Raw genomic sequence first — 19,354 nt, 5'->3', positions numbered from 1 at the left:
CCTTCGTGGTCGGCTCAGTGGTTCAGCGCGGTCTGGACGATCTTGACGACGACCATGGCCGTCGCGATCAGCAGATAGGCGCGCAGCGCGCCCATGCCGACCTTGCGGGCGGTGGACAGCACCGGCTTGTCGAGGGTCTCCAGCGGGGGCATCCGCCAGTTCTCCCGGCCGGTGCGGTCGACGGGGTCCTCCTTGGTGCCGCGGCGCCCGAAGGTGAAGGAGTACCCGGCGACGAGCACGCCCGCCACGCCGCAGCCGGCCATGATCCGGAGGATCGCCCCGGAGCCGATGCCGGGCCAGACCACGGCGGCGGTGAGGATCAGGGAGAGCATCACCAGGACGCCGACCACCAGCGAGGTGAAGGCGTTGGTCCGCGGCCCGTTCGTCCAGGGGCCCAGCACCGCGCGGTCGTTGCAGAGCAGCAGCAGGAAGACGGTCGCGGAGGGCAGCAGCACCCCGGCCAGCACCTGGACGAACTGGGTCATCAGGCCCTGGGTGTAGTCGGTGGAGAGCAGCGTGATCGCCGCCGCCGCGGCCACCAGGCCCGCGTAGATCCCGTAGAAGCCCTTGGCGCCCTTCACCCCGCGGTGCAGCGAGTGCCTGATGCCGAAGACGTCGCCGATCGCGTAGGCGGTGGACAGGGACACCGCGAAGGCGCCGATGATCGAGGCGTCCAGCAGGGCGATGGCGAACAGCACGCCGGCCAGGTGCCCGGCCTTGTCCTCGATGCCCCGGGCGACGGCGGCCGCGTCGGAGAAGTGCCCGAAGCCGTCGGTGCCCGCGAAGGCGGCGGCGGTGAGGCCCATCATGGCGGCGGCGCCGACGATCACGATCACGATGCCGATCCAGAGGTCGGCCTTCTCGTACGCCATGAAGCGCGGGGTGATCCGCTTGTCGATGACGTACGACTGCTGGAAGAACAGCTGCCAGGGCGCCACGGTGGTGCCGACGATGGAGATGATCACCAGCATCACGGCCGCCAGTCCGCCCGAGCCGCCGGGCATGGCGGGCACCACGAAGTCGTGCGCCATCCGCGAGGTCTTCGGGTGGACCATGAAGTAGATCGGCACCAGCAGCAGCGAGCCCAGGCACAGTGTCACGGCGACCCGCTCGAAGCGCTGGAACGAGCCGGTGAAGGCCGAGGCGATGATGATCCCGGCGGCGAGCACCACCGAGGCCGCCTTCGGCAGGCCCAGGTACCCGGCCGCGAGCGTGACCCCGATGAACTCGGTGACCAGCGTCAGCGCGTTCAGCAGGAACAGGTCGATCACGCTGAACGCGCCCCAGAACTTGCCGAAGCGCTCCAGGATCAGCCGGGCGTGGCCGACGCCGGTGACGGCGCCCAGCCGCAGCACCATCTCCTGGTTGACGTACAGCACCGGGACCAGCATCAGCAGCGTCCACAGCAGTTGGGTGCCGTAGTTCTGCCCGGCCTGGCCGTAGGTGGAGAAGGCGCCGGCGTCGTTGTCGCCGACCATCACGATCAGGCCGGGCCCGACGATCGCGAGCAGGGTCTTCAGTCTCGCCGACAGGCCGTGCCTGGGCGTGGTGTCGTCGAGCCGGATGGTGCCGAGCGCGCCCTTGATGTCGCCGACGTGCGCGTCGTCGAGGACGGCCGAACGCGGCTCGGGCGGAGCGGAGTCGAGCGTGGCGTGGGTGGTCATGGGTTTCCTCCCTGGGCCCCGGAGGGGCGGTTCGGAGGCAGGCGGCGGCTCTCCCCGCGGGCGGGCACGGCGCATCGGCGCGCGGCTGCGCGGCCCGTACGGTGGCGTGCGGGCACGGCGGAGCCGCGTGCGGACATGGCGTGCCGTCGTCGCTGATGACTTCCGAAGAATGGTGACGGATCGTCAGGACGTGCTGCGGGGAAAGGTGTTACCGCATGCCGGAGGTGTGCGAGGGCAGGCGGGGGCAGGGGCAACTGTGGCCCGGACTACTGCAATCCATGTCTCTCGCCTCCTCCCGGCCGGCGCACCCCGTGGTGCGTGTCATCGACGCGGCAAGGAGCTCACCGGCCCGCGCGACGCGACCGCCGGTTCACCCCAACTCGTCAGAGCTTAGTCCCGCCCGGGAGCGATACTTGCGCACTTGGTAAAATCTTTACCTTTCTGTCGGCGTACGCCGGTGCCTGCCGTCGCTGCCCGCCGCTTCCCGCCCGCGCCCGCCGCTGTCCGCGGCTGCCCGTCCGCGCCCCGGGGCGGGCGGCGGCCGGCCGGGTGACGGGGGTTTGGCCGCCGGGCCGCCACGGAACGACTTCCCGCCGTACCGGCACCGGCACCAGGTCGTGCCCGAACCCGAGGGGTGGCATGGCGACCGCAGACTCCCAGGGGCCTCCCCGGCAGGCGCGGGCGCTGACGCTCGCACGGAACCCGAAACTGTGGCTCTTCCCGGGCGTCCTGTGCTGCCTGCTGGCCGTCCTCCTCTCCCTGCTCTACATGGGCGGCATCCTCAACCCGAGCGGGCACCTGCACCATTTGCCGATCGCCCTGGTGAACGAGGACCAGGGCCCGCCGCCGCCCGGGCAGGCGGAGCCCCTCGGCGCCCGGCTGGCCGCCGCCGTGGTGGCCGGCACTCCCGACAGCACCGTCCAGTGGCGGCAGGTGGACGCGGCCGGACTGAGCGAACAGCTCGCCGCCGGCAAGGTCTACGGCGCGCTGGTCGTGCCGAAGGACTTCAGCGCCGCCGTCACCGCGCTGGTCACCGGCGGCGCCACCGAGCGGCCGACCATCACCGTGCTGACCAACCCCGGCATGGGCAGCCTCGGCTCCTCGATCGCCGCGCAGATCGCCCAGAACGCCGCCCACCAGGCCTCGTCGGCGCTCGGCGGGCAGCTGCTGGCCGCCGTACCGGCCTCCGGTGCCCCGGGTCCGGACACCGGAGCCACCGCCCGGCTGCTGCTCGCCGACCCGATCGCCGTCACCACCCGGGTCGGCCACCCGATCGGCGGCCACAGCGGGCTCGGCCTGAGCGCCTTCTACTTCACCCTGCTGGCCGTGCTGACCGGCTTCATCGGCGGCAACATCGTCCACAGCGGCGTCGACGGCGCGCTCGGCTACAGCGACAGCGAGATCGGCCCCTGGCACACCCGCCGCCCGACCGTCCCGATCAACCGCACCCAGACCCTGCTGCTCAAGATGGTCATGACGGCCGGGATCATGCTGCTCACCACCTCGCTCGTGGTGCTCTGCTCGGTCGGCGTCCTGGGCATGGACGCCCCGCACCTGGCACAGCTGTGGATCTTCGCCTACTGCGCCAGCCTCGCCGTGGGCCTCGGGGTGCAGGCGATCAACGCCGCGTTCGGCGGGATCGGGCAGCTGGTGTCGATGTTCGTCTTCATCGCGCTGGCGCTGCCCTCCTCCGGTGCCACCATCCCGCTCCAGGCGGTCCCCGGCTTCTACCGCTTCCTGAGCCTCTTCGAGCCGATGCGCCAGCTCAGCGACGGCATCCGGGCGATCCTCTTCTTCGACGCCAGGGCCGACGCCGGGCTCGCCCGCGGCTGGGTCATGATCGGAATCGGCGCGGCGCTGGCCCTGCTGTTCGGCTTCGGGATGACCCGCTACTACGACCGCAAGGGCCTGCACCGCTGGACGCCCCAGCCCTCCGGCCAGGACGCCTGACCGCCGGGGCCGGGCGGCCGGGGCGGTCGGGTGTCCTGGCCGGTCAGGACGCCTTGGCGACGGTCACCTTGAGGTGCTTCATGATCGGCTGGTCGCTCTGGGTGCTGTAGTCGCCGATCGCGCACAGCACGTTCAGCTCCGGCATGTACCCGGCCGCGCAGCCGCGCGGGATGTCGTACGGGACGGCCAGGTAGCCGTGCACCGAGCGGGTGGACCCGTCCCGGGCGGTGCTGGTGACGTCCACCCGGTCGAACTCCTCCAGGCCGCGCTCGCGCATGTCGTCCCGGTTCATGAACACCAGGGTGCGCAGGTTCCGCACGCCCCGGTAGCGGTCGTTGTCCGAGTAGATGGTGGTGTTCCACTGGTCGTGCGAGCGCATCGTGCCCAGCGCCAGGATGCCCGGTTCGGGAACGACGTCGGGCAGCGGGGCGGCGGAGAACTCGGCCTTGCCGGAGCGGGTGTCGAAGACCAGCTCGCGGGCCGGCTGCTTGATCCGGAAGCCCAGCGGCAGCCGCACCCGGCGGTTGAAGTCCTCGAAGCCGTCGAGGACCTGGGCCATGGTGTCGCGGATGCGGTCGTAGTCCTCGATGTACCACTCCCAGGGGGTGGAGCTGTCCGGCAGCGCCGCGCGGGCCATCCCGGCGACGATCGCGGGCTCGGAGAGCAGGTGCGGCGAGGCCGGGCGCTTCATGCCGACCGACAGGTGCACCATGCTCATCGAGTCCTCGACCGAGGTGGACTGCACCCCGGCCCGCTGGTGGTCCTTCTCGGTCCGGCCCAGGCACGGCAGGATCAGCGCGGCCCGCCCGTGCACCAGGTGGCTGCGGTTCAGCTTGGTGCTCACCTGGACGGTCAACTCGCAGGACTCCAGGGCCTGGTAGGTGTACGGGGTGTCCGGGGCGGCGAGCGCGAAGTTGCCGCCCATGCCGACGAACACCGTGATGTCGCCGCGCCGCATCGCCTCGATCGTGCCGACGGTGTCCAGCCCGTGCTCGCGCGGCGGCTCGATCCCGCACACCTCGGCGAGCCGGTCCAGGAACGTGCCGTCGGGGCGGTGGTCGATGCCGCAGGTGCGGTTGCCCTGGACGTTGCTGTGCCCGCGCACCGGGGAGGGGCCGGCCCCCTCCCGGCCCAGATTGCCGCGCAGCAGCAGGAGGTTGACGATCTCCCGGACGGTGTCCACCCCGTGCTCGTGCTGGGTGACGCCCAGGCACCAGCTGAAGATCGAGCGGTCGGCCTCCCGGTAGACCCGCGCCGCCTTGAGGATCTCGGCCCGGTCCAGCCCGCTCTGCCGCTCGATCTCCTCCCAGGGCGTGGCCAGGCAGACCTCGCGGTACGCCTCGAACCCGCTGGTGTGGCGGTCGATGAACAGCCGGTCCAGCGCCCGGTCGTCGGACGCGGACTGCTCCAGGATCGCCTTCGCCATGCCGCGCAGCAGCGCCATGTCGCCGCCGATCCGCGGCTGGAGGTTCAGGGTGCTGGTGCGGGTGGCCCGGTTCAGCGCCATGTCGGTGAAGTCGTGCGGGATGATCGTCCGGGTCGCCGCCGCCTCGACCAGCGGATTGACGTGCACGATCTGCGCGCCCCGCTTGTACGCCTCGGCCAGCGAGGTGAGCATCCGGGGCGCGTTGGAGGCCGCGTTGACGCCCAGGATGAACAGGGCGTCGGTGACCTCCCAGTCCTTGAGGTCGACCGTCCCCTTCCCGGTGCCGAGCGAGGCCTGCAGGGCCCGGCCGCTGGCCTCGTGGCACATGTTGGAGCAGTCGGGCAGGTTGTTGGTGCCCAGCTCGCGGGCCATCAGCTGGTAGAGGAAGGTCGCCTCGTTGCCGAGCCGGCCGGAGGTGTAGAACGCGGCCCGGTTGGGGTCGTCCAGCCCGCGCAGGGTGCGGCCGACCAGGGCGAACGCGTCCTTCCAGCCGATCGGGACGTAGCGGTCGCTGTCCGGGTCGTAGACCATCGGCTCGGTGAGCCGCCCCTGGTCCTCCAGCGCGAAATCGCTCCACCCGGACAGCTCGGTCACCGTGTGGGCGGCGAAGAACTCCCGGCCGACCCGCTTGCGGGTCATCTCCCAGGTGACGTGCTTGATGCCGTTCTCGCAGATGTCCAGGTGCAGGCCCTTGGTGTCGTCGGGCCAGGCGCAGCCGGGGCAGTCGAAGCCGCTTTTCTCGTGGTTCATCCGCATCACCGCCCGCGGCCCGTCCAGGTACGCGCCCTCGCGCACCAGGAAGCGGGTGACGCTCTTGGCGGCGCCCCAGCCGGCGGCCGGGTGGTGGTACGGCTGGGCGTGGGGCGGGCCGGCGGGGGAGGGGCCGACCTCCTCCTGCCCCGGGGGCTCCTGCGGGGGAGTGGTGACGGCGTCGTCGGAGGTGGTCACGGGCCTCGCCTTCCGTCGCACGGGGGTCGGACACCCGGCGTTGCAGTCGACGCTACGTCCGGAGGCCGGACCCCGCGCGTCGGGCGGTCCCGGCTCGGGCGGACCCCGCGCGTCGGGCGGTAGCGGCTCGGGCGGTCATGCCCCGGTCCCGGCCCGGACGGTCATGCCCCGGTCCCCGGCCTCGGGCCCGGGCGATCACGCCGCCGGCAGGCTGCCGAGCACGGTGGCCACCTCGGTGCGCCGGGCGACCTCCAGCAGTGCGCGGGCCATCACCGAGCCGGGCTCCCGGGCGGCGATCACCAGTCCGATCGGCGCGCTGTGCGCCGGTTCCGTCAGCGGGACCGCCCGCATCCCGCGCGGCACGCCGAACACGTGCAGCCACGCGTACGGCACGACGCTCGCCCAGTGCCCGGTGCGGACGTGGGCGAAGAGCGAGGCCACCGAGTCCGTCTCGACCCGGGGCGTCGGCGCCAGCCCGAGCCCCGCGAACACCTCGTCCAGCACCCGGCGGCCCTGCATGCCCGGGTGCAGCAGGCACAGCGGCAGCCGGGAGGCCTGCTCCCAGGTCGCCCGCGGGTGCTGGGCCGGCTCGTCGGCCAGACCGGTCAGCAGGACGTACCGCTCCTCGTACAGCGGGAGTGCGCGCAGATCGTCCTCGCCCGGTCCGGGCAGGTAGGTGACGCCCGCGTCGATCTCGAAGTTCCGTACCTGGCGCAGGAGTTCATCGGACCGAAGGTCGGTGGACAGCTCCACGGCCGCCAGCGGGTGGGCGGTGCAGAACGGCCCGGTGAGCAGCGACACGGCGCCCGAGGCGGTCGGCACCGAGCCGATCCGCAGCCGTCCGCTCAGGCCGGTGCGCAGCGCGTCCACCTCGTCCCGGAGGGCGTCCCGGTCGGCCAGGATGCGCTGCGCCCACAGCACGATCCGCTCGCCCTCGGGAGTCAGGCCCTCGTAGGCGCGGCCGCGCCGCACCAGCAGCACCTTCAGCTCGTCCTCCAGCTTGCGCAGCGCCTCGGAGAGGGCGGGCTGGGAGACGTGGCAGGCCTGGGCGGCGCGGGCGAAGTGGCGCTCCCGGGCGAGCGCGACGAGGTACTCGAGCTGGCGGAACAGCATCGCCTACTCGACTCCGGTGGTGGCGGGGGCGGCGTCGGCCGTGGTGGCCGGAGCGGTGGTGTCGACGCGGTCGGTGCGGGTGTAGACGTTCATCGAGTCGCCGCGCAGGAAGCCGACCAGGGTCAGCCCGCTCTCCTCCGCGAGGTCCACGGCCAGCGAGGACGGCGCGGAGACCGCCGCGAGCACCGGGATGCCCGCCATCACCGCCTTCTGCACCAGCTCGAAGGAGGCCCGCCCGCTGACCATCAGCACCGTGCCGCGGGCCGGCAGCAGGCCCTCGCGCAGCGCGTGGCCGACCACCTTGTCCACCGCGTTGTGCCGGCCCACGTCCTCGCGCAGGCAGAGCAGCTGCCCGTCGGAGTCGAACAGCCCGGCCGCGTGCAGGCCACCGGTGCTGTCGAAGACCTTCTGGGCGGCGCGCAGCCGGTCGGGCAGCGCGGAGAGCAGCGCGGGGGTCACGCGCAGCCCGTCCCCGGCGACGCTCCACGGCGCGGTGGTGCGCACCGCGTCCAGGCTCGCCTTGCCGCACAGGCCGCAGGAGGAGGTGGTGTAGAAGTTGCGTTCCAGCGAGGCGTCGGGCGCCGGCACACCGGGGGCGAGCAGGACGTCCACCACGTTGTAGGTGTTGCCCCCGTCGGCGGTGGCGCCGGCGCAGTAGCGGATGCCGGCCACCTGCTCGGCGGCGTGCACCACGCCCTCGCTGACCAGGAACCCGGCCGCCAGGTCGAAGTCGCTGCCCGGGGTGCGCATGGTCACCGTCAGCGCGCGCCCGCCGACCCGGATCTCCATCGGCTCCTCGGCGGCCAGGGTGTCGGGACGGTACGAGGGCGCGCCCTGGCGCAGGCGCAGCACTCTGCGGGGGACGGTCACTCGGCCCATGGTCGTCGGCTCCTCGATGGTCTCCGTCAGGTCTGTACGGATGAATCCTCCCTCCTGGCGGCGGCGTACGGGTCCGGCGGGTCGGGCAGGTGGCGGCGGCTGTGCGCGGCGGTGACCGCCAGGCAGAGCAGGCCGACGGCCGCCATGCCCGCCAGCAGCGCCGGGTAGGAGGCGTGGCCGGCGGTGCCGGCGAGCAGCAGCGGGGTGAGGAAGCCGCTGGAGGTGATGCTCTGGTAGAGGGAGGCGGAGCTCGGCCCGGAGGCGCGCGGGGTCAGCCGCTCCACCTCGTGCAGCCCCGCGCCGAGCGTCAGCCCGTACCCGGTGCCGAGGACGAGGGCGGCGGCCACCACCAGGCCCACCGAGTCGAGGGCGGCGGCGAGGGCGCCGAGCAGCAGCCCGGCGATCACCGTGGCCATCGCGGTGAGGGTGGCCCGGGCACTGTCCGCGTCGTCCAGCCGGGCGGCGAAGGGCTGGGCGACCACGCCCGTGGCCAGGGTCAGCGCCGCGACCAGGCCGCTGAACAGCGGCGCGTAGCCGGGCACCCGGTCGGCGACCAGCGGCGGCAGCACCACGTACGCCACCGTGGCGGCGCCGAGCACGGCCGGGCTGGCGGGCAGGACCACGTAGCGGAACCGGGGGTGGTGGACGGCGCGGAACCGGGGGTGGCGGACGGCGCGGAACCGGGGGTGGCGGACGGCCGCCGGTCCGCTGCCGTTGTCGCTCCCGCCATTGCCGCTGCCGCCGAGGCCGTGGCTCCGGGCGGTCTCCGGCAGTCCGCGGGTGGCCCGCAGCACCAGCAGGCAGCCCAGCGCATGGGCGAGGGCGGGCAGCACCGTCGGGCCGGGCAGCCACTCGGCGATCACCCCGGAGGCCAGCGCGCCCGCCGCGAAGCCCGTACCGGTGGCGTACATCGCCCGGCGGGCGCTCCGCTCGGGCGGGACGGCGGGCCCGGAGAGCTCGCGCAGCCAGGCCGTCCCGGCCAGGAAGACCAGCCCGGCCGCGAAGCCGGTGGCCAGCCGGGCGGCGTACACCGAGGGCTCGTCCGGCAGCGCCAGCACCACGCTGGCGGCGGCGGACAGACCCAGCGCGCCGCGCACCGTCCGCCGCCGGCCGTACCGGTCCGCGGCGGGCCCGCCCAGCAGCAGTCCGGGCAGCAGGCCGAGCAGGTAGACCGAGAACATCGCGGCCAGCGAGAGCGCCGACCAGTCGGTGCGCGCCCGGTACACGGTGGCCAGTGCGGTGAACTGGTTGGCGCCCCAGGCGGCGACGGCGACGGCGGCGGCCGCCGGGAGCCAGCGGGCGGTACCGGGCACGGGCATTTCCTCAGTGCTGCCCATGCGCTTTCCTGCCCCGTTTCCGGCTTTTCGGCCATTCCTGGATTTCCGCAGTCCAGTGTGCGGGCCGCCGCCGCAGGGCGTCAAAGAAGTGAATCCTGTGAGCCGATAGGAGGCGCCTATCGGAGATTCGACGGATATCCCACTTCGCCGGGTGCCCAGAAAACCTGCCGGACATCCCGAAAGCGCGATCGGGAATTCCGTTCCGATATTCCGCTCCGGCTATTGCATGCCGGCTGTTCCGCCCCGGCTGTTCCGCCCCGGCTCTTGCGTGCCGGCTCTTGCGTGCCGGCTATTGCGTGCCGCCCACCGACAGCACCACCGCGCTGGCCGCGCCGGCCGGCGTCTCGTAGTTCACCGTCTCCCCGGCATGCCGCCCCAGCAGCGCCTTCCCGAGCGGACTGTCGAAGGTCACCAGGGTGAGGTCCCGCTCCTCCGCCAGCTCGGAGATCTCGACCGTCTCCTCCGTGCCGTCGTCGAACCGCACGGTGACCGTCGACCCCACCCCCACCACCCGCGCGGACGGCTCCCCGGCCACCTCGGCCTCCCGCAGCCGCGCCTCCAGCTCGGCGATCCGCCGGTCCAGCCGGGTCACCTCCGACGCCCGCTGCAACTCGTCCGCCGCATCCGCCCGGTCCCCCACCGGCTGCAGCCCGCGCAGCGTCGCGGCCACCTTCCCCCGCTCCTCCCGCAACTGCGCCAGGTCCTCCTGCACCGCACGCAGGCCCTCGGCACTGATCGGTTCCGGCCCACCGCTCATCCCACGCTCCCGGGGCTGCTCGTCACACGCTCGAACACCGGCCGCCTCCCATTACCCCACCGCCCGCGGCCCCGGGCAACTTCCGGGCCGATCGACCACCCGGAGCGATTCGTCGAGGACGCGTCGCCCGGGCGCCGAGGGTCACCGTGCGAGCAGTTGCGCCGGGACGACCGGTTCGAGGAAGACGCTCGGTGTGCCGTGCCAGGACACGCTGAGGGCCTCGCGTGCGCGCGTGCACGCCACGAAGAGCAGGCTCAACTCGCCGCTGAGGTCCTCCTGGTGCTGCAGCGGGTCGGTGTCCACCGGGGTGATCGCGCTGCGCATGGGCACCAGGCCGTCGCTCACGCCCACCACGGCGACGCAGCGGAACTCCAGACCCTTCATCCGGTGCATGGTCCCGACCCGCACACCGGGGGACGGCGCGTTGCCGAGCACGTAGGCGGGCGTCCCGGCCTGCTCCAGGGCCTGGGCGATCTCGCGCCCGAGCTGGGCGGTCCGGGCGGCGACGCCGATGTCCTCCGGGGCGACGCCGGACGCGGTCCACTCCGCGATCCGGGCGGCGAGGTCCTGGATCTCGTCGGCCTTGTCGACGTGGCCGTGCACCTCGGGGTGTGCGCCGTGCAGGGTCGAGTGGTAGCCGACGAGGGAGTCCTCGCCGCCGTCCATGTCGTCGGGCCGCTCGCCGGTGAGCAGGGACGCGGACCAGCTGATGATCTCGTGCGTGGTCCGGTAGTTGACCCGCAGCCGGGAGGACCGTCCGACGACCTGGATCCCGAGCGAGCGCAGCGAGACCTTGTTCCCGTAGATCCGCTGGTGCGGGTCGCCGGCGAGGAACAGGTCGTCCGGTCCGGACGCGACGATCGCGCGGAGGAACCTCCACTGCGCGGGGTGCAGGTCCTGCGCCTCGTCGATCACCACGTGCCGGAACGGGCGGTCGTCCTGTTCGTCGAGCGCCCGCGCGGCCTGCGCGCAGACCTGCAGGAACGTCAACTCCCCGGCCTGTCGCAGCTCGTCCTCGAACGCGGCCACCGCACGCCACACCTGGGCCTTCTGCAGCGGACCGAGGGCGGTACCGCGGCCGGACCGCTGTGCCTTCAGATACTGTTCCGGGCTCTCGATCGCCTGGGCCAGGACGACCTGCCGCCACTCCTGGTCCAGGAAGACGTCGGTGAGGTCGATCCCGAGCCGGCGGACGATCCGGCCCCAGCGGGCGAGGACCGCGCGCTGGTTGAAGACGATCTTCAGTGGGGCGCCGCCCCGCGAGCGGCGGAGCACCTCGTTCGCCAGCGCGTCGACGGTGACCACCCGGACCTTCGCCCTGATCCGCTCGTCCGTGATGAGCAGCGTGAGGCAGCGTTCGAGCTCGCCGGCGAGGTCCTTGGTGAAGGTGGTCAGCAGAATCGATCCGTCAGGTGCGTCCGGCGGCAGCCGGCGCGCCAGGTGATAAGCCCGGTGCAGGGCCACCACCGTCTTCCCGGTCCCGGGGCCGCCGGTCACTCGGGCGGGCCCGTTGTACGACTCCCGGTAGGCGATCCGGTACTGGGCCGGGTGCAGGAAGATCCGCCACACGTCGAACGGGCGCTCCAGGATCTCCCGCAGTTCCTCGGGGCCGGACACCAGGGCGACCCGGCCGCGCGCGTGGGCCATCGCCGAGACCAGCCCGTCCCCGGACTGCGCGGCGTTCACCGGAGCCGCCGCCCGCGCGTACGCCTGGACGATCTCACGGTCGATGTCGGCCGGCTCCATCCCGCTCGCGAGGCCGATCAGAACGTCGAACTGCTGCTCCGGCAGGACCCGGTGGAGCGCCTCCAGATGGGCCTCGTCCGGAAGCAGCCGGATGATCGGCAGGATCTCCTCCTCGATGCCCAGGCTGCGCAGGACCTTGTCGGAGCGGTCGGCGAAGAGCCTCCGGGGCTCGTCGGGGGCCAGGGCCCTCAGCGACTCGGTGGCGCGCTCCAGAGCGACGTCGTTGCGGATCTCGACACCCTGGGTGGCGGCGTTCACCGAAGCCCGGTGCTTGTACGCCCAGTCGTTCGCCTTGTCGTGGGGGAGCACCTTCAGCAGCATGTACCCGTCGCCCCGGTCGGCCTTGAGGACCACCCCGCGCCAGAAGTCGGTGATCCGGATGGTCCGGATCCGGGGGTCCCGCTGGTGGGTGAGCTTCTCCAGATGCGCACCGGTGTGCGTCGCCCCGGTGAACTTCTCGAACACGTCGAAGACCCTGCGCTGCACGGATTTCTCCAGTGCCGCGAACTCCAGCAGAAAGTCCCGGTGCATACCCAGCGTCGCCACCCCGGCCCCCCTCGCGCGCCCCGGCCCGTCCGCGCGGCCGGGCAGTGCGCCTCACTGTACTGGCCCCGGTGATCACTCGCGGCGGGCCGCCCGGCGGCGGGCCGGGTGAGGGTGGCGGTGATCACCTTCGGGGGTGGGGCGGGGGTGAACGTGCAGGTCGGGGGCTCGGGTGGGGAGGGTGGGGGAGGGACCGGCGGTCGGGGCGCGGGCGGGCGAAGCTACCATGTGGGCAACACCCTCAGCTCGAAAGATGGACTTGTGACTGTCAACGACGACGTGTTCACGGACTGGAAGAACCGCGAGGAGATCGCGGAGTCGATGATCCCGATCATCGGGCGGCTGCACCGGGAGAGGGACGTCACCGTTCTGCTCCACAGCCGTTCCCTGGTGAACAAGTCGGTGGTCAGCATCCTCAAGACGCACCGCTTCGCCCGGCAGATAGCCGGCGAGGAGCTCTCGGTCACCGAGACGATGCCGTTCCTGGAGGCACTGACCGCCCTGGACCTCGGCCCCTCGCAGATCGACCTCGGCATGCTCGCCGCGACGTACAAGGCGGACGACCGCGGCCTGTCGGTGGCGGAGTTCACCGCCCAGGCCGTCGTCGGTGCCACCGGCGAGAACAAGCTGGAGCGCCGGTCCGGGCAGGACGTCGTGCTGTACGGGTTCGGCCGCATCGGCCGGCTGGTCGCCCGCCTGCTGGTCGAGAAGGCCTCGGGCAACGGCCTGCGGCTGAAGGCCATCGTCGTGCGCAACAGCGGCGGCGACGACCTGGTCAAGCGCGCCTCGCTGCTGCGCCGTGACTCCATCCACGGCCAGTTCCAGGGCACGATCACCGTCGACGAGGCGAACAACAAGATCATCGCCAACGGCAACGAGATCACGGTGATCTACTCCGACGACCCGACCACGGTCGACTACACGGAGTACGGGATCAAGGACGCGATCCTGATCGACAACACCGGCCGCTGGCGCGACCGCGAGGGCCTGTCGAAGCACCTGCGCCCCGGTATCGCCAAGGTCGTGCTGACTGCGCCGGGCAAGGGCGACGTCCCGAACATCGTGCACGGCGTGAACCACGACACGATCAAGCCGGACGAGCAGATCCTGTCCTGCGCCTCCTGCACCACCAACGCCATCGTCCCGCCGCTGAAGGCGATGGAGGACGAGTACGGCGTGGTCCGCGGCCACGTGGAGACCGTCCACTCGTTCACCAACGACCAGAACCTGCTGGACAACTACCACAAGGCCGACCGCCGCGGCCGCTCGGCGCCGCTGAACATGGTGATCACCGAGACCGGTGCCGCCTCGGCCGTCGCCAAGGCCCTGCCGGACCTCGAGGCGAAGATCACCGGCAGCTCGATCCGCGTCCCGGTGCCGGACGTCTCCATCGCGATCCTCAACCTCCAGCTCAAGCGGGAGACCAACCGCGAGGACGTCCTGGAGTACCTGCGGAACGTCTCGCTGACCTCCCCGCTGAAGCGCCAGATCGACTTCACCGACTCGCCCGACGCCGTCTCCAGCGACTTCATCGGCTCGCGCCACGCGTCGATCGTGGACGCCGGCGCGACCAAGGTCGAGGGCGACAACGCGATCCTCTACCTGTGGTACGACAACGAGTTCGGCTACTCGTGCCAGGTGATCCGGGTCGTCCAGTACATCTCGGGCGTCGAGTACCCGACCTTCCCGGTTCCGGCGGTCTGATCCACCGGTAGGGCAGGACGACGGAGTACGACGGCGGGGCGGTGACCGACAGGTCGCCGCCCCGCCGGGTTCGCCCGACCTGGGTTCAGACGTTCAGCGGTTGAGCATGCACAGGGCCCGGTGGTAGTCGACGTACTTCTCGTCGATCGGGTGGTCAGGGTGCCGGTGAAGTGGGCCCAAGGACCGGTCGCCGTGAGTCTCCCGCACCACACCTTGGACGTCTATGTAGATCTCCAGACCGTCGAAGAGCACGTGGTGATTGGCGCACAGGCACAGCAGGTTGTGCAGTTCGTCGGGGCCGTAATGGGGCTTTCCGAGACCGCGGATGTGGGCTGCCTCGCTGTACGGTTTCCGCTTGTACTGCAGCAAGGTGTCGCAGACCTGGCACCTGTAGCCGTAGAGCTCCTTCACGCGGCTCACGATGGTGGCGTCCCGGACGGGGCGGGAGGAGGTGGTCTCCCGCCGTTGGGTGGCGCCGGCCGCCCGCTCAGGAACGGCGGCCGTCGTCGTGTGCTCGTCCTCCAGGGAGTCCGCGAGGCCGTCCCCCGTGGTGTATCCGGTCATTCCCAGACGGTCGAGCAGCGACTGCAGGTCGATGTCGTGGAGGTAGCGGTTTCGTAGAACCAGCATCGCCTCAAGTCGGGTGACGGGTTCCCGCAGGAGTGCGGCGACCTCAGCGGAAAGGCCGGCCTCCGGCTGCGTGTCGTCGAGGACCCTGACCAGGGGCATGGAACTCGTTTCCTCGTCTAGTCCGCGCACCTCCCAGAGGCCGCTTCCCCGAAGATGCCAGAACGGGTACTCGGGCGTGACCTTGGAACTGGGGAGTCCGTACTCTGACAGCAGCGGTCCGACCTCGGATTGGAACACCGACCAGGGCGCCAATCGTGGCTCATCTGCCGCGATACGGGCGATTGCCCAGAGGAGGGTGAGTGGTTGGTGTCGACTCGGCTGCCCACTGGCGGTGTTGCGATGGGTCCTGAGCGTTTCGAGTCGGGCAAGCAACTCCACCTGGGTCATCCGAGCGGTGCGGGTCGACGAAGGCGGCGTGGTCCCGTGGGGCAGCTGCGGGTGGCGTCCGGCCGGAAGCTGGTGGGCGATGCGTGCGTAGTCATCGGCCGATCGGAGTGTGAGCCCGCGCAGGGGACGCGGAACCTGGAGGTCGGCCAGGATGTCCAGAGCCGGGATCGGTGGGGCGAATTCCTCGAATTCGTCGAGTGCCATGATGTGTGACCAGGTCTTACCGTCCTCATCGCTTCCCCAGACGGCACCGGCTATCACCGGGCTGGTGACGAGCCGAATGACCTTCGCGCGGGCGATGAAGCAGTTTCCCGTGTAGAAGAGGACATGGTCACCGACCCGGCGGTCGCGCAGAGCCCGGGCCTTCTCGTTGTTGACCTGTGAGGTCGGCGTCGAACCCCACAACCGGGCGACCCCGCCCGGGTACAGGCCGTTGAGCACGTCAGCCTCGGAACCGACCGAGTTCTGCAGATCGGAAACTCGGATACCCGCTTGCATGGACTTGGCGAAATTCTGTGGGCCCCCGTCCCTGGTGCCTCGAGGCTGGAGGATCAGCTGTGGCCTCCCGGAGGCATGGACGGCCTCCGCAGCAGCCGGATCGAGGAGGCTGGGTTGGGCAGCCGGACGTGTTCCTGCATGCGTCAGATCGGCAAGGCTCATGCCGAGAGAATAGTGGGAAGATCCGACAATGGCTTGTGAGTTAATCGGTCAAAGGGGGTCAACCTGTGACGAAGCGCTTCAGGCCTGGATGACGTGCAGTCGTACGGATTCGGCGAGCGTCGCAGACGCACCCGGAAAGTCGGCCAGGCGCGCGGCGACCGTGGCCATCGCGAGCCGTTCGGGCAGTGCTGTCGAGAATTTCAACCCCTTGACAGCGCGTCGGTCGACGTCCGGGAAGACGAGGAGGTCGCCCGTACCGGAACGAGCGCTTTGCCACATTGGGGCCGTCAAGTCTTCACGAAGCCGCACGTAGCAGTCCGTTGGGCGTTGAACCGGGTCTGCAATGGACGACAATGTGGCGGCGAGTGTGGCGTTGGCCCGGTAGCCGGCCCACGTCCACCACCGTACATCGTTGCCGGAGCGCGTGATCAGTGTCCCGGCAGGGTGCACGCTGTCGGGGGCCTCCTCCTCGCGTAGTTGCTGGAGACGGGCCTGTGCCCGTCGGGTGAGCGAGACCGGCGGATCGGTGCCCAGCAGGACGTCGCGCATGGAGCGGGTCAGTTCGAAGGACAGCCCGGCGATGCCGTTTCCTGACCACTTGGCGATGCCACCACCGTCAGCGGGTTCGACGAAGGCCCGTCGCCTGGACCAGTCGATGAAGGTGACCTGCCAGCTTCGCCCGCCGAGGAGGAGTCGGCGTGGGCCCGGCCGTTCCTCGGTGAGGACGGAGGGATCGGTTTGTCCGATCTCTGTACGCCCCGACAGCACCGTGAACTGCGGCGGGGCCGTGAACGACGCGGTCAGTTCGATGAAGTGACGGCGGCCGAACCGTTGTTCCGCCTCCGGGCCGATGAAGAGCAGGCCGTTGTCGTCGTCGAGGAAGCCCTCGCTCACCAGGTGCCGCAGGATCGATTCACCGGAGCGGTCGAAGGGCGCCAGGCCGTTCCACTTCTGGCTCCACAGGTGAGTGCCCAGGGTGTGCTCCTGGAGGGTCATGGCAAGAAGCTGTTGGGCGACCAGGTGCCGAGGCTCGGGTGGCGGCGTGACGGCTTCGACCCAGCCGCGCCCCCACAACAGCAGCAAGCCGGCGGCCTGGAGCAGGGTTTCCTCTTCGGTGGCCAGGAACAGGCAGTTGCGCACGCTGCCGGCCCGCCGACCGGTTCGGCCGATCCGCTGGAGGAAGGAGGCGACTGTACGGGGCGCGTCGATCTGGATGACACGGTCCAGATCTCCGACGTCGATGCCGAGCTCGAGGGTGGAGGTGGAGACGATCACGCAGTCGCGGGCCTCGGCGAAGGCCTGCTCGGAGCGAGCCCGCTCCTCGGCCGACAGCGAGGCATGGGAGAGGAAGGTGGTGACCTCACGGGCCCGTAGAGCGGCACCGAGCTGTTCCACCTGCCGGCGGGAGTCGCAGAAGACGAGCCGCTTCTCGCCCCGATGGAGCGACGCGATGAGCTTCGCCGCGTTCTCGAGCGAGCCGACGTAGTCGAGTTCCACCTCGCCGGCCGGCCGGGTATCGGGGGAGATGGTCGTGAGGTCGGGCGCGACGACCTGGCCGGCGCGGCTGTTCGCGCCCGAACCCTGCAGCCAGGTCAGAAGCTGCTGCGGATTGCCCACCGTCGCCGAGAGACCGATGCGCTGGATGGGCCGGCCGGTGATGCGTTCGAGCCTCTCGAGGACGGCGAGGAGGTGCCAGCCGCGATCGTCCCCGGCGAAGGCGTGGACCTCGTCCACTACGACTGCGCGGATGGACGAGAGCAGTTGAGCGTGGTCGGTCTTGACCCCGATGAGCATGGCCTCGAGGGATTCCGGCGTCGTGAGGAGAATGTCGGGCGGATCGGTCCGGATCCGTTTGCGCTGCGACTCGGTGGTGTCGCCGTGCCACAATGCCGCCCGCCGCCCGAGCCACTGTGCGTAGGAATCGACGCGGGTGACCAGGTTGTTGAGCAACGCCTTGAGCGGGCACAGATAGAGCACGGAGATGCCGCTCCACCGGTACTGGGCCATCGCGGAGAGCATGGGGAAACAGGCAGCCTCGGTCTTGCCACCGGCGGTCGGTGCGAGCAGGACTGCGTCGTTGCCGTCCATCAGCGGTGCGATTGCTGCGCGCTGCAGAGGACGGAGGTCGGGCCAGCCCAGGGTGTTCACGATGTGGTGCAGGACCACCGGGTCGAGCCGGTCGAGTGGGTTCGTGGGCTCTGTGGTGCTCGAGTCGGGTTTCTCGGAGCCGGTCATCACAGCTCCAGGTCGATGTCGTCCGCCGATCCGGCGGCGGCCAGGTTTCGCTCCGTGGCGGTGAGTTCCTGGGAAGAGACGGTCAGCCGGTAGTGCTGCCGCGGATCGAAGTCCTCGAACTGGTCGATCCTGTCGAGGACATCGCCTACGAGCTTCTTCAGGAAGAGCCGCGGGGCGACGCCCACCTTGCCGCCCAGTGCGCCGCCGACGGCGTCGGCCAAGTCGGCGATGTAGGCGTCGTCCGCCAGCTTCATGATCCGATCGGAGGAATCGGCACCGTCGGCATAGAGGTCACGGATCGTGGCCCCGAGGTCGACGAGCGAGTCCCGGGTGAACCCGGGAAGCCGGAGTTGTACGGCACGAGGGTTGTCGAACCTCGGGTCGGTGGTGAAGTCGGTTGCGAGGCGCTGGGCGAGCGGGGCGAGTCGCTGAACTCCCTGCTGGCCGTCGTAGAAGGCGGGCGTGCCGGTGATCATCAGGTACAGGCCGGGGAAGCGGCCGGAGTGGACCTCGTCGATCAGCTGGCGCAGCGCGTTGAGCGCCTTGTCCCGCGCGTCCGAGCGGACCCGCTGCAGCGTCTCGACCTCGTCGAGCACGAGCAAGAGCCCGGCATGCCCGGAGTCCCGCAGCACCGTGAGCAGCCCCTGGAGAAAACCCAGCGCGCCGAAGTGGTCGAGGTCGCCTCGCACGCCGGCGGACCGCCGGGCTGCGGCGGCGACATTCGGCTGCCCGCCGAGCCAGGCGAGTACGGCCGCAGCAGTGGTCTCGTCGCCCGCAGCGAGGGCGGCCCGGTAGCCGCGCAGGGCCGCGGCGAACGAGGGAGCGTGCCGGGACACCTCGCTGAGCCGGGCGGCGAGCAGCCGCTCCACCTCCTCGGGAAGTTGATCCTCGGAACACCCGGCGGCCAGGGCGTCCTCCTCCAGCGCGTAGAACCAGGCGTCCACCACGGGACGCAGCGCGCTCGGAGGGAAACTGGCAGTGCCAAGGCGCTCGGTCAGGCGTCGGTAGACGGTCTCCAGCTTGTGGAGCGGCGTCTCGGTCTCGGAGACCTGGATCTCGGCGACGGCGAAGTTCCTGCGCTTGGCGCGCTCACCGAGCCACCTGGTGAAGAACGTCTTGCCCGATCCGTACTCACCACGCACGGCCTTGAACACCGATGCCCCGGAGACGACCGCATTCAGCTCATCGTCAAGGGCGCTTTCGAACCGGCCGAGCCCCGTGGCGAGCAGGTCGAGCCCGTTCTCGGGCACCGCACCGCGGCGCAGCGCGTCGATGACGTCGCGACGGCGGGACGCACTGACGGTCGGGGGACGGGAGGTTCCTTCGGCACTCACGCGGGCCAGTCTCCCATCACCGGGCGACCGTGATCACGTTC

At 71.0% G+C, this 19,354-nt stretch carries 12 protein-coding genes; 2 read left to right on the top strand and 10 right to left on the bottom strand.

Annotation, left to right across the window (positions count from 1 at the left end):
• Positions 1 to 14: 14 nt before the first annotated feature.
• Entirely contained in the window at positions 15 to 1,664 is a 1,650-nt protein-coding gene (locus ACFVVA_RS16105) for an NRAMP family divalent metal transporter (RefSeq protein WP_387689906.1), read from the bottom strand.
• Positions 1,665 to 2,303: 639 nt separating this feature from the next.
• Between ACFVVA_RS16105 and ACFVVA_RS16100 the strand changes: the two genes are divergently transcribed.
• Positions 2,304 to 3,614: a YhgE/Pip domain-containing protein gene (locus tag ACFVVA_RS16100; RefSeq protein ID WP_387689904.1), complete on the top strand. Its 1,311-nt coding sequence runs from the start codon at positions 2,304 to 2,306 to the stop codon at positions 3,612 to 3,614.
• A gap of 43 nt (positions 3,615 to 3,657) precedes the next feature.
• On the opposite strand, the gene ACFVVA_RS16095 is transcribed toward ACFVVA_RS16100, so the two are convergent.
• The 6 genes from ACFVVA_RS16095 to ACFVVA_RS16070 all read right to left on the bottom strand — a co-directional run bounded on the left by ACFVVA_RS16095 (position 3,658) and on the right by ACFVVA_RS16070 (position 12,366).
• On the bottom strand, positions 3,658 to 5,988 hold the full coding sequence (locus tag ACFVVA_RS16095; protein ID WP_387689902.1) for an FdhF/YdeP family oxidoreductase: 2,331 nt from the start codon (positions 5,986 to 5,988) through the stop codon (positions 3,658 to 3,660).
• A gap of 195 nt (positions 5,989 to 6,183) precedes the next feature.
• Positions 6,184 to 7,101, bottom strand: a complete 918-nt coding sequence (locus ACFVVA_RS16090; protein ID WP_387689901.1) for a LysR family transcriptional regulator — start codon at positions 7,099 to 7,101, stop codon at positions 6,184 to 6,186.
• Between the two features lie 3 nt (positions 7,102 to 7,104).
• The gene (gene fdhD / locus ACFVVA_RS16085; RefSeq protein ID WP_387689899.1) at positions 7,105 to 7,980 is read right to left on the bottom strand and encodes a formate dehydrogenase accessory sulfurtransferase FdhD; all 876 of its coding nucleotides are present in this window, start codon (positions 7,978 to 7,980) and stop codon (positions 7,105 to 7,107) included.
• Positions 7,981 to 8,006: 26 nt separating this feature from the next.
• The gene (locus tag ACFVVA_RS16080) at positions 8,007 to 9,317 is read right to left on the bottom strand and encodes an MFS transporter (RefSeq protein WP_387689897.1); all 1,311 of its coding nucleotides are present in this window, start codon (positions 9,315 to 9,317) and stop codon (positions 8,007 to 8,009) included.
• A gap of 289 nt (positions 9,318 to 9,606) precedes the next feature.
• Complete coding sequence (locus ACFVVA_RS16075; protein ID WP_387689896.1) at positions 9,607 to 10,074, bottom strand: GreA/GreB family elongation factor; 468 nt, start codon at positions 10,072 to 10,074, stop codon at positions 9,607 to 9,609.
• A gap of 141 nt (positions 10,075 to 10,215) precedes the next feature.
• The gene (locus ACFVVA_RS16070) at positions 10,216 to 12,366 is read right to left on the bottom strand and encodes a UvrD-helicase domain-containing protein (protein ID WP_387689894.1); all 2,151 of its coding nucleotides are present in this window, start codon (positions 12,364 to 12,366) and stop codon (positions 10,216 to 10,218) included.
• A 258-nt stretch (positions 12,367 to 12,624) separates the two neighbouring features.
• Between ACFVVA_RS16070 and ACFVVA_RS16065 the strand changes: the two genes are divergently transcribed.
• Positions 12,625 to 14,067: a glyceraldehyde-3-phosphate dehydrogenase gene (locus tag ACFVVA_RS16065; protein WP_387689892.1), complete on the top strand. Its 1,443-nt coding sequence runs from the start codon at positions 12,625 to 12,627 to the stop codon at positions 14,065 to 14,067.
• Between the two features lie 93 nt (positions 14,068 to 14,160).
• Here ACFVVA_RS16065 and ACFVVA_RS16060 read toward each other — a convergent pair whose 3' ends face one another.
• The 3 genes from ACFVVA_RS16060 to brxD all read right to left on the bottom strand — a co-directional run bounded on the left by ACFVVA_RS16060 (position 14,161) and on the right by brxD (position 19,313).
• Complete coding sequence (locus ACFVVA_RS16060) at positions 14,161 to 15,744, bottom strand: HNH endonuclease (RefSeq protein ID WP_387689890.1); 1,584 nt, start codon at positions 15,742 to 15,744, stop codon at positions 14,161 to 14,163.
• Between the two features lie 78 nt (positions 15,745 to 15,822).
• Positions 15,823 to 17,979 (bottom strand): DEAD/DEAH box helicase, encoded by a 2,157-nt coding sequence (locus tag ACFVVA_RS16055; RefSeq protein ID WP_387689888.1) that lies wholly within the window; start codon positions 17,977 to 17,979, stop codon positions 15,823 to 15,825.
• Positions 17,979 to 19,313 carry a BREX system ATP-binding protein BrxD gene (gene brxD / locus ACFVVA_RS16050; protein WP_387689886.1) on the bottom strand — a complete coding sequence of 445 codons (1,335 nt, stop codon included), beginning with the start codon at positions 19,311 to 19,313 and terminating at the stop codon, positions 17,979 to 17,981. The genes ACFVVA_RS16055 and brxD overlap by 1 nt, the downstream gene beginning before the upstream one ends.
• Positions 19,314 to 19,354: the final 41 nt, after the last annotated feature.

The organism is Kitasatospora sp. NPDC058048 (assembly GCF_042885555.1).
GTDB classification, from domain to species: Bacteria; Actinomycetota; Actinomycetes; order Streptomycetales; family Streptomycetaceae; genus Kitasatospora; species Kitasatospora lactacystinica.
Note: the sequence above shows the minus strand (reverse complement) of the source record. Positions and strands in the feature narration are given on the sequence as shown.

Excerpts from the sequence above, each read along its gene's own strand:
- ACFVVA_RS16080 (WP_387689897.1), bottom strand. The coding sequence starts at position 9,317 with ATGGGCAGCACTGAGGAAATGCCCGTGCCCGGTACCGCCCGCTGGCTC.
- fdhD (WP_387689899.1), bottom strand. The coding sequence starts at position 7,980 with ATGGGCCGAGTGACCGTCCCCCGCAGAGTGCTGCGCCTGCGCCAGGGC.
- ACFVVA_RS16075 (WP_387689896.1), bottom strand. The coding sequence starts at position 10,074 with ATGAGCGGTGGGCCGGAACCGATCAGTGCCGAGGGCCTGCGTGCGGTG.
- ACFVVA_RS16060 (WP_387689890.1), bottom strand. The coding sequence starts at position 15,744 with ATGAGCCTTGCCGATCTGACGCATGCAGGAACACGTCCGGCTGCCCAA.
- ACFVVA_RS16055 (WP_387689888.1), bottom strand. The coding sequence starts at position 17,979 with ATGACCGGCTCCGAGAAACCCGACTCGAGCACCACAGAGCCCACGAAC.
- ACFVVA_RS16100 (WP_387689904.1), top strand. The coding sequence starts at position 2,304 with ATGGCGACCGCAGACTCCCAGGGGCCTCCCCGGCAGGCGCGGGCGCTG.
- ACFVVA_RS16105 (WP_387689906.1), bottom strand. The coding sequence starts at position 1,664 with ATGACCACCCACGCCACGCTCGACTCCGCTCCGCCCGAGCCGCGTTCG.
- ACFVVA_RS16090 (WP_387689901.1), bottom strand. The coding sequence starts at position 7,101 with ATGCTGTTCCGCCAGCTCGAGTACCTCGTCGCGCTCGCCCGGGAGCGC.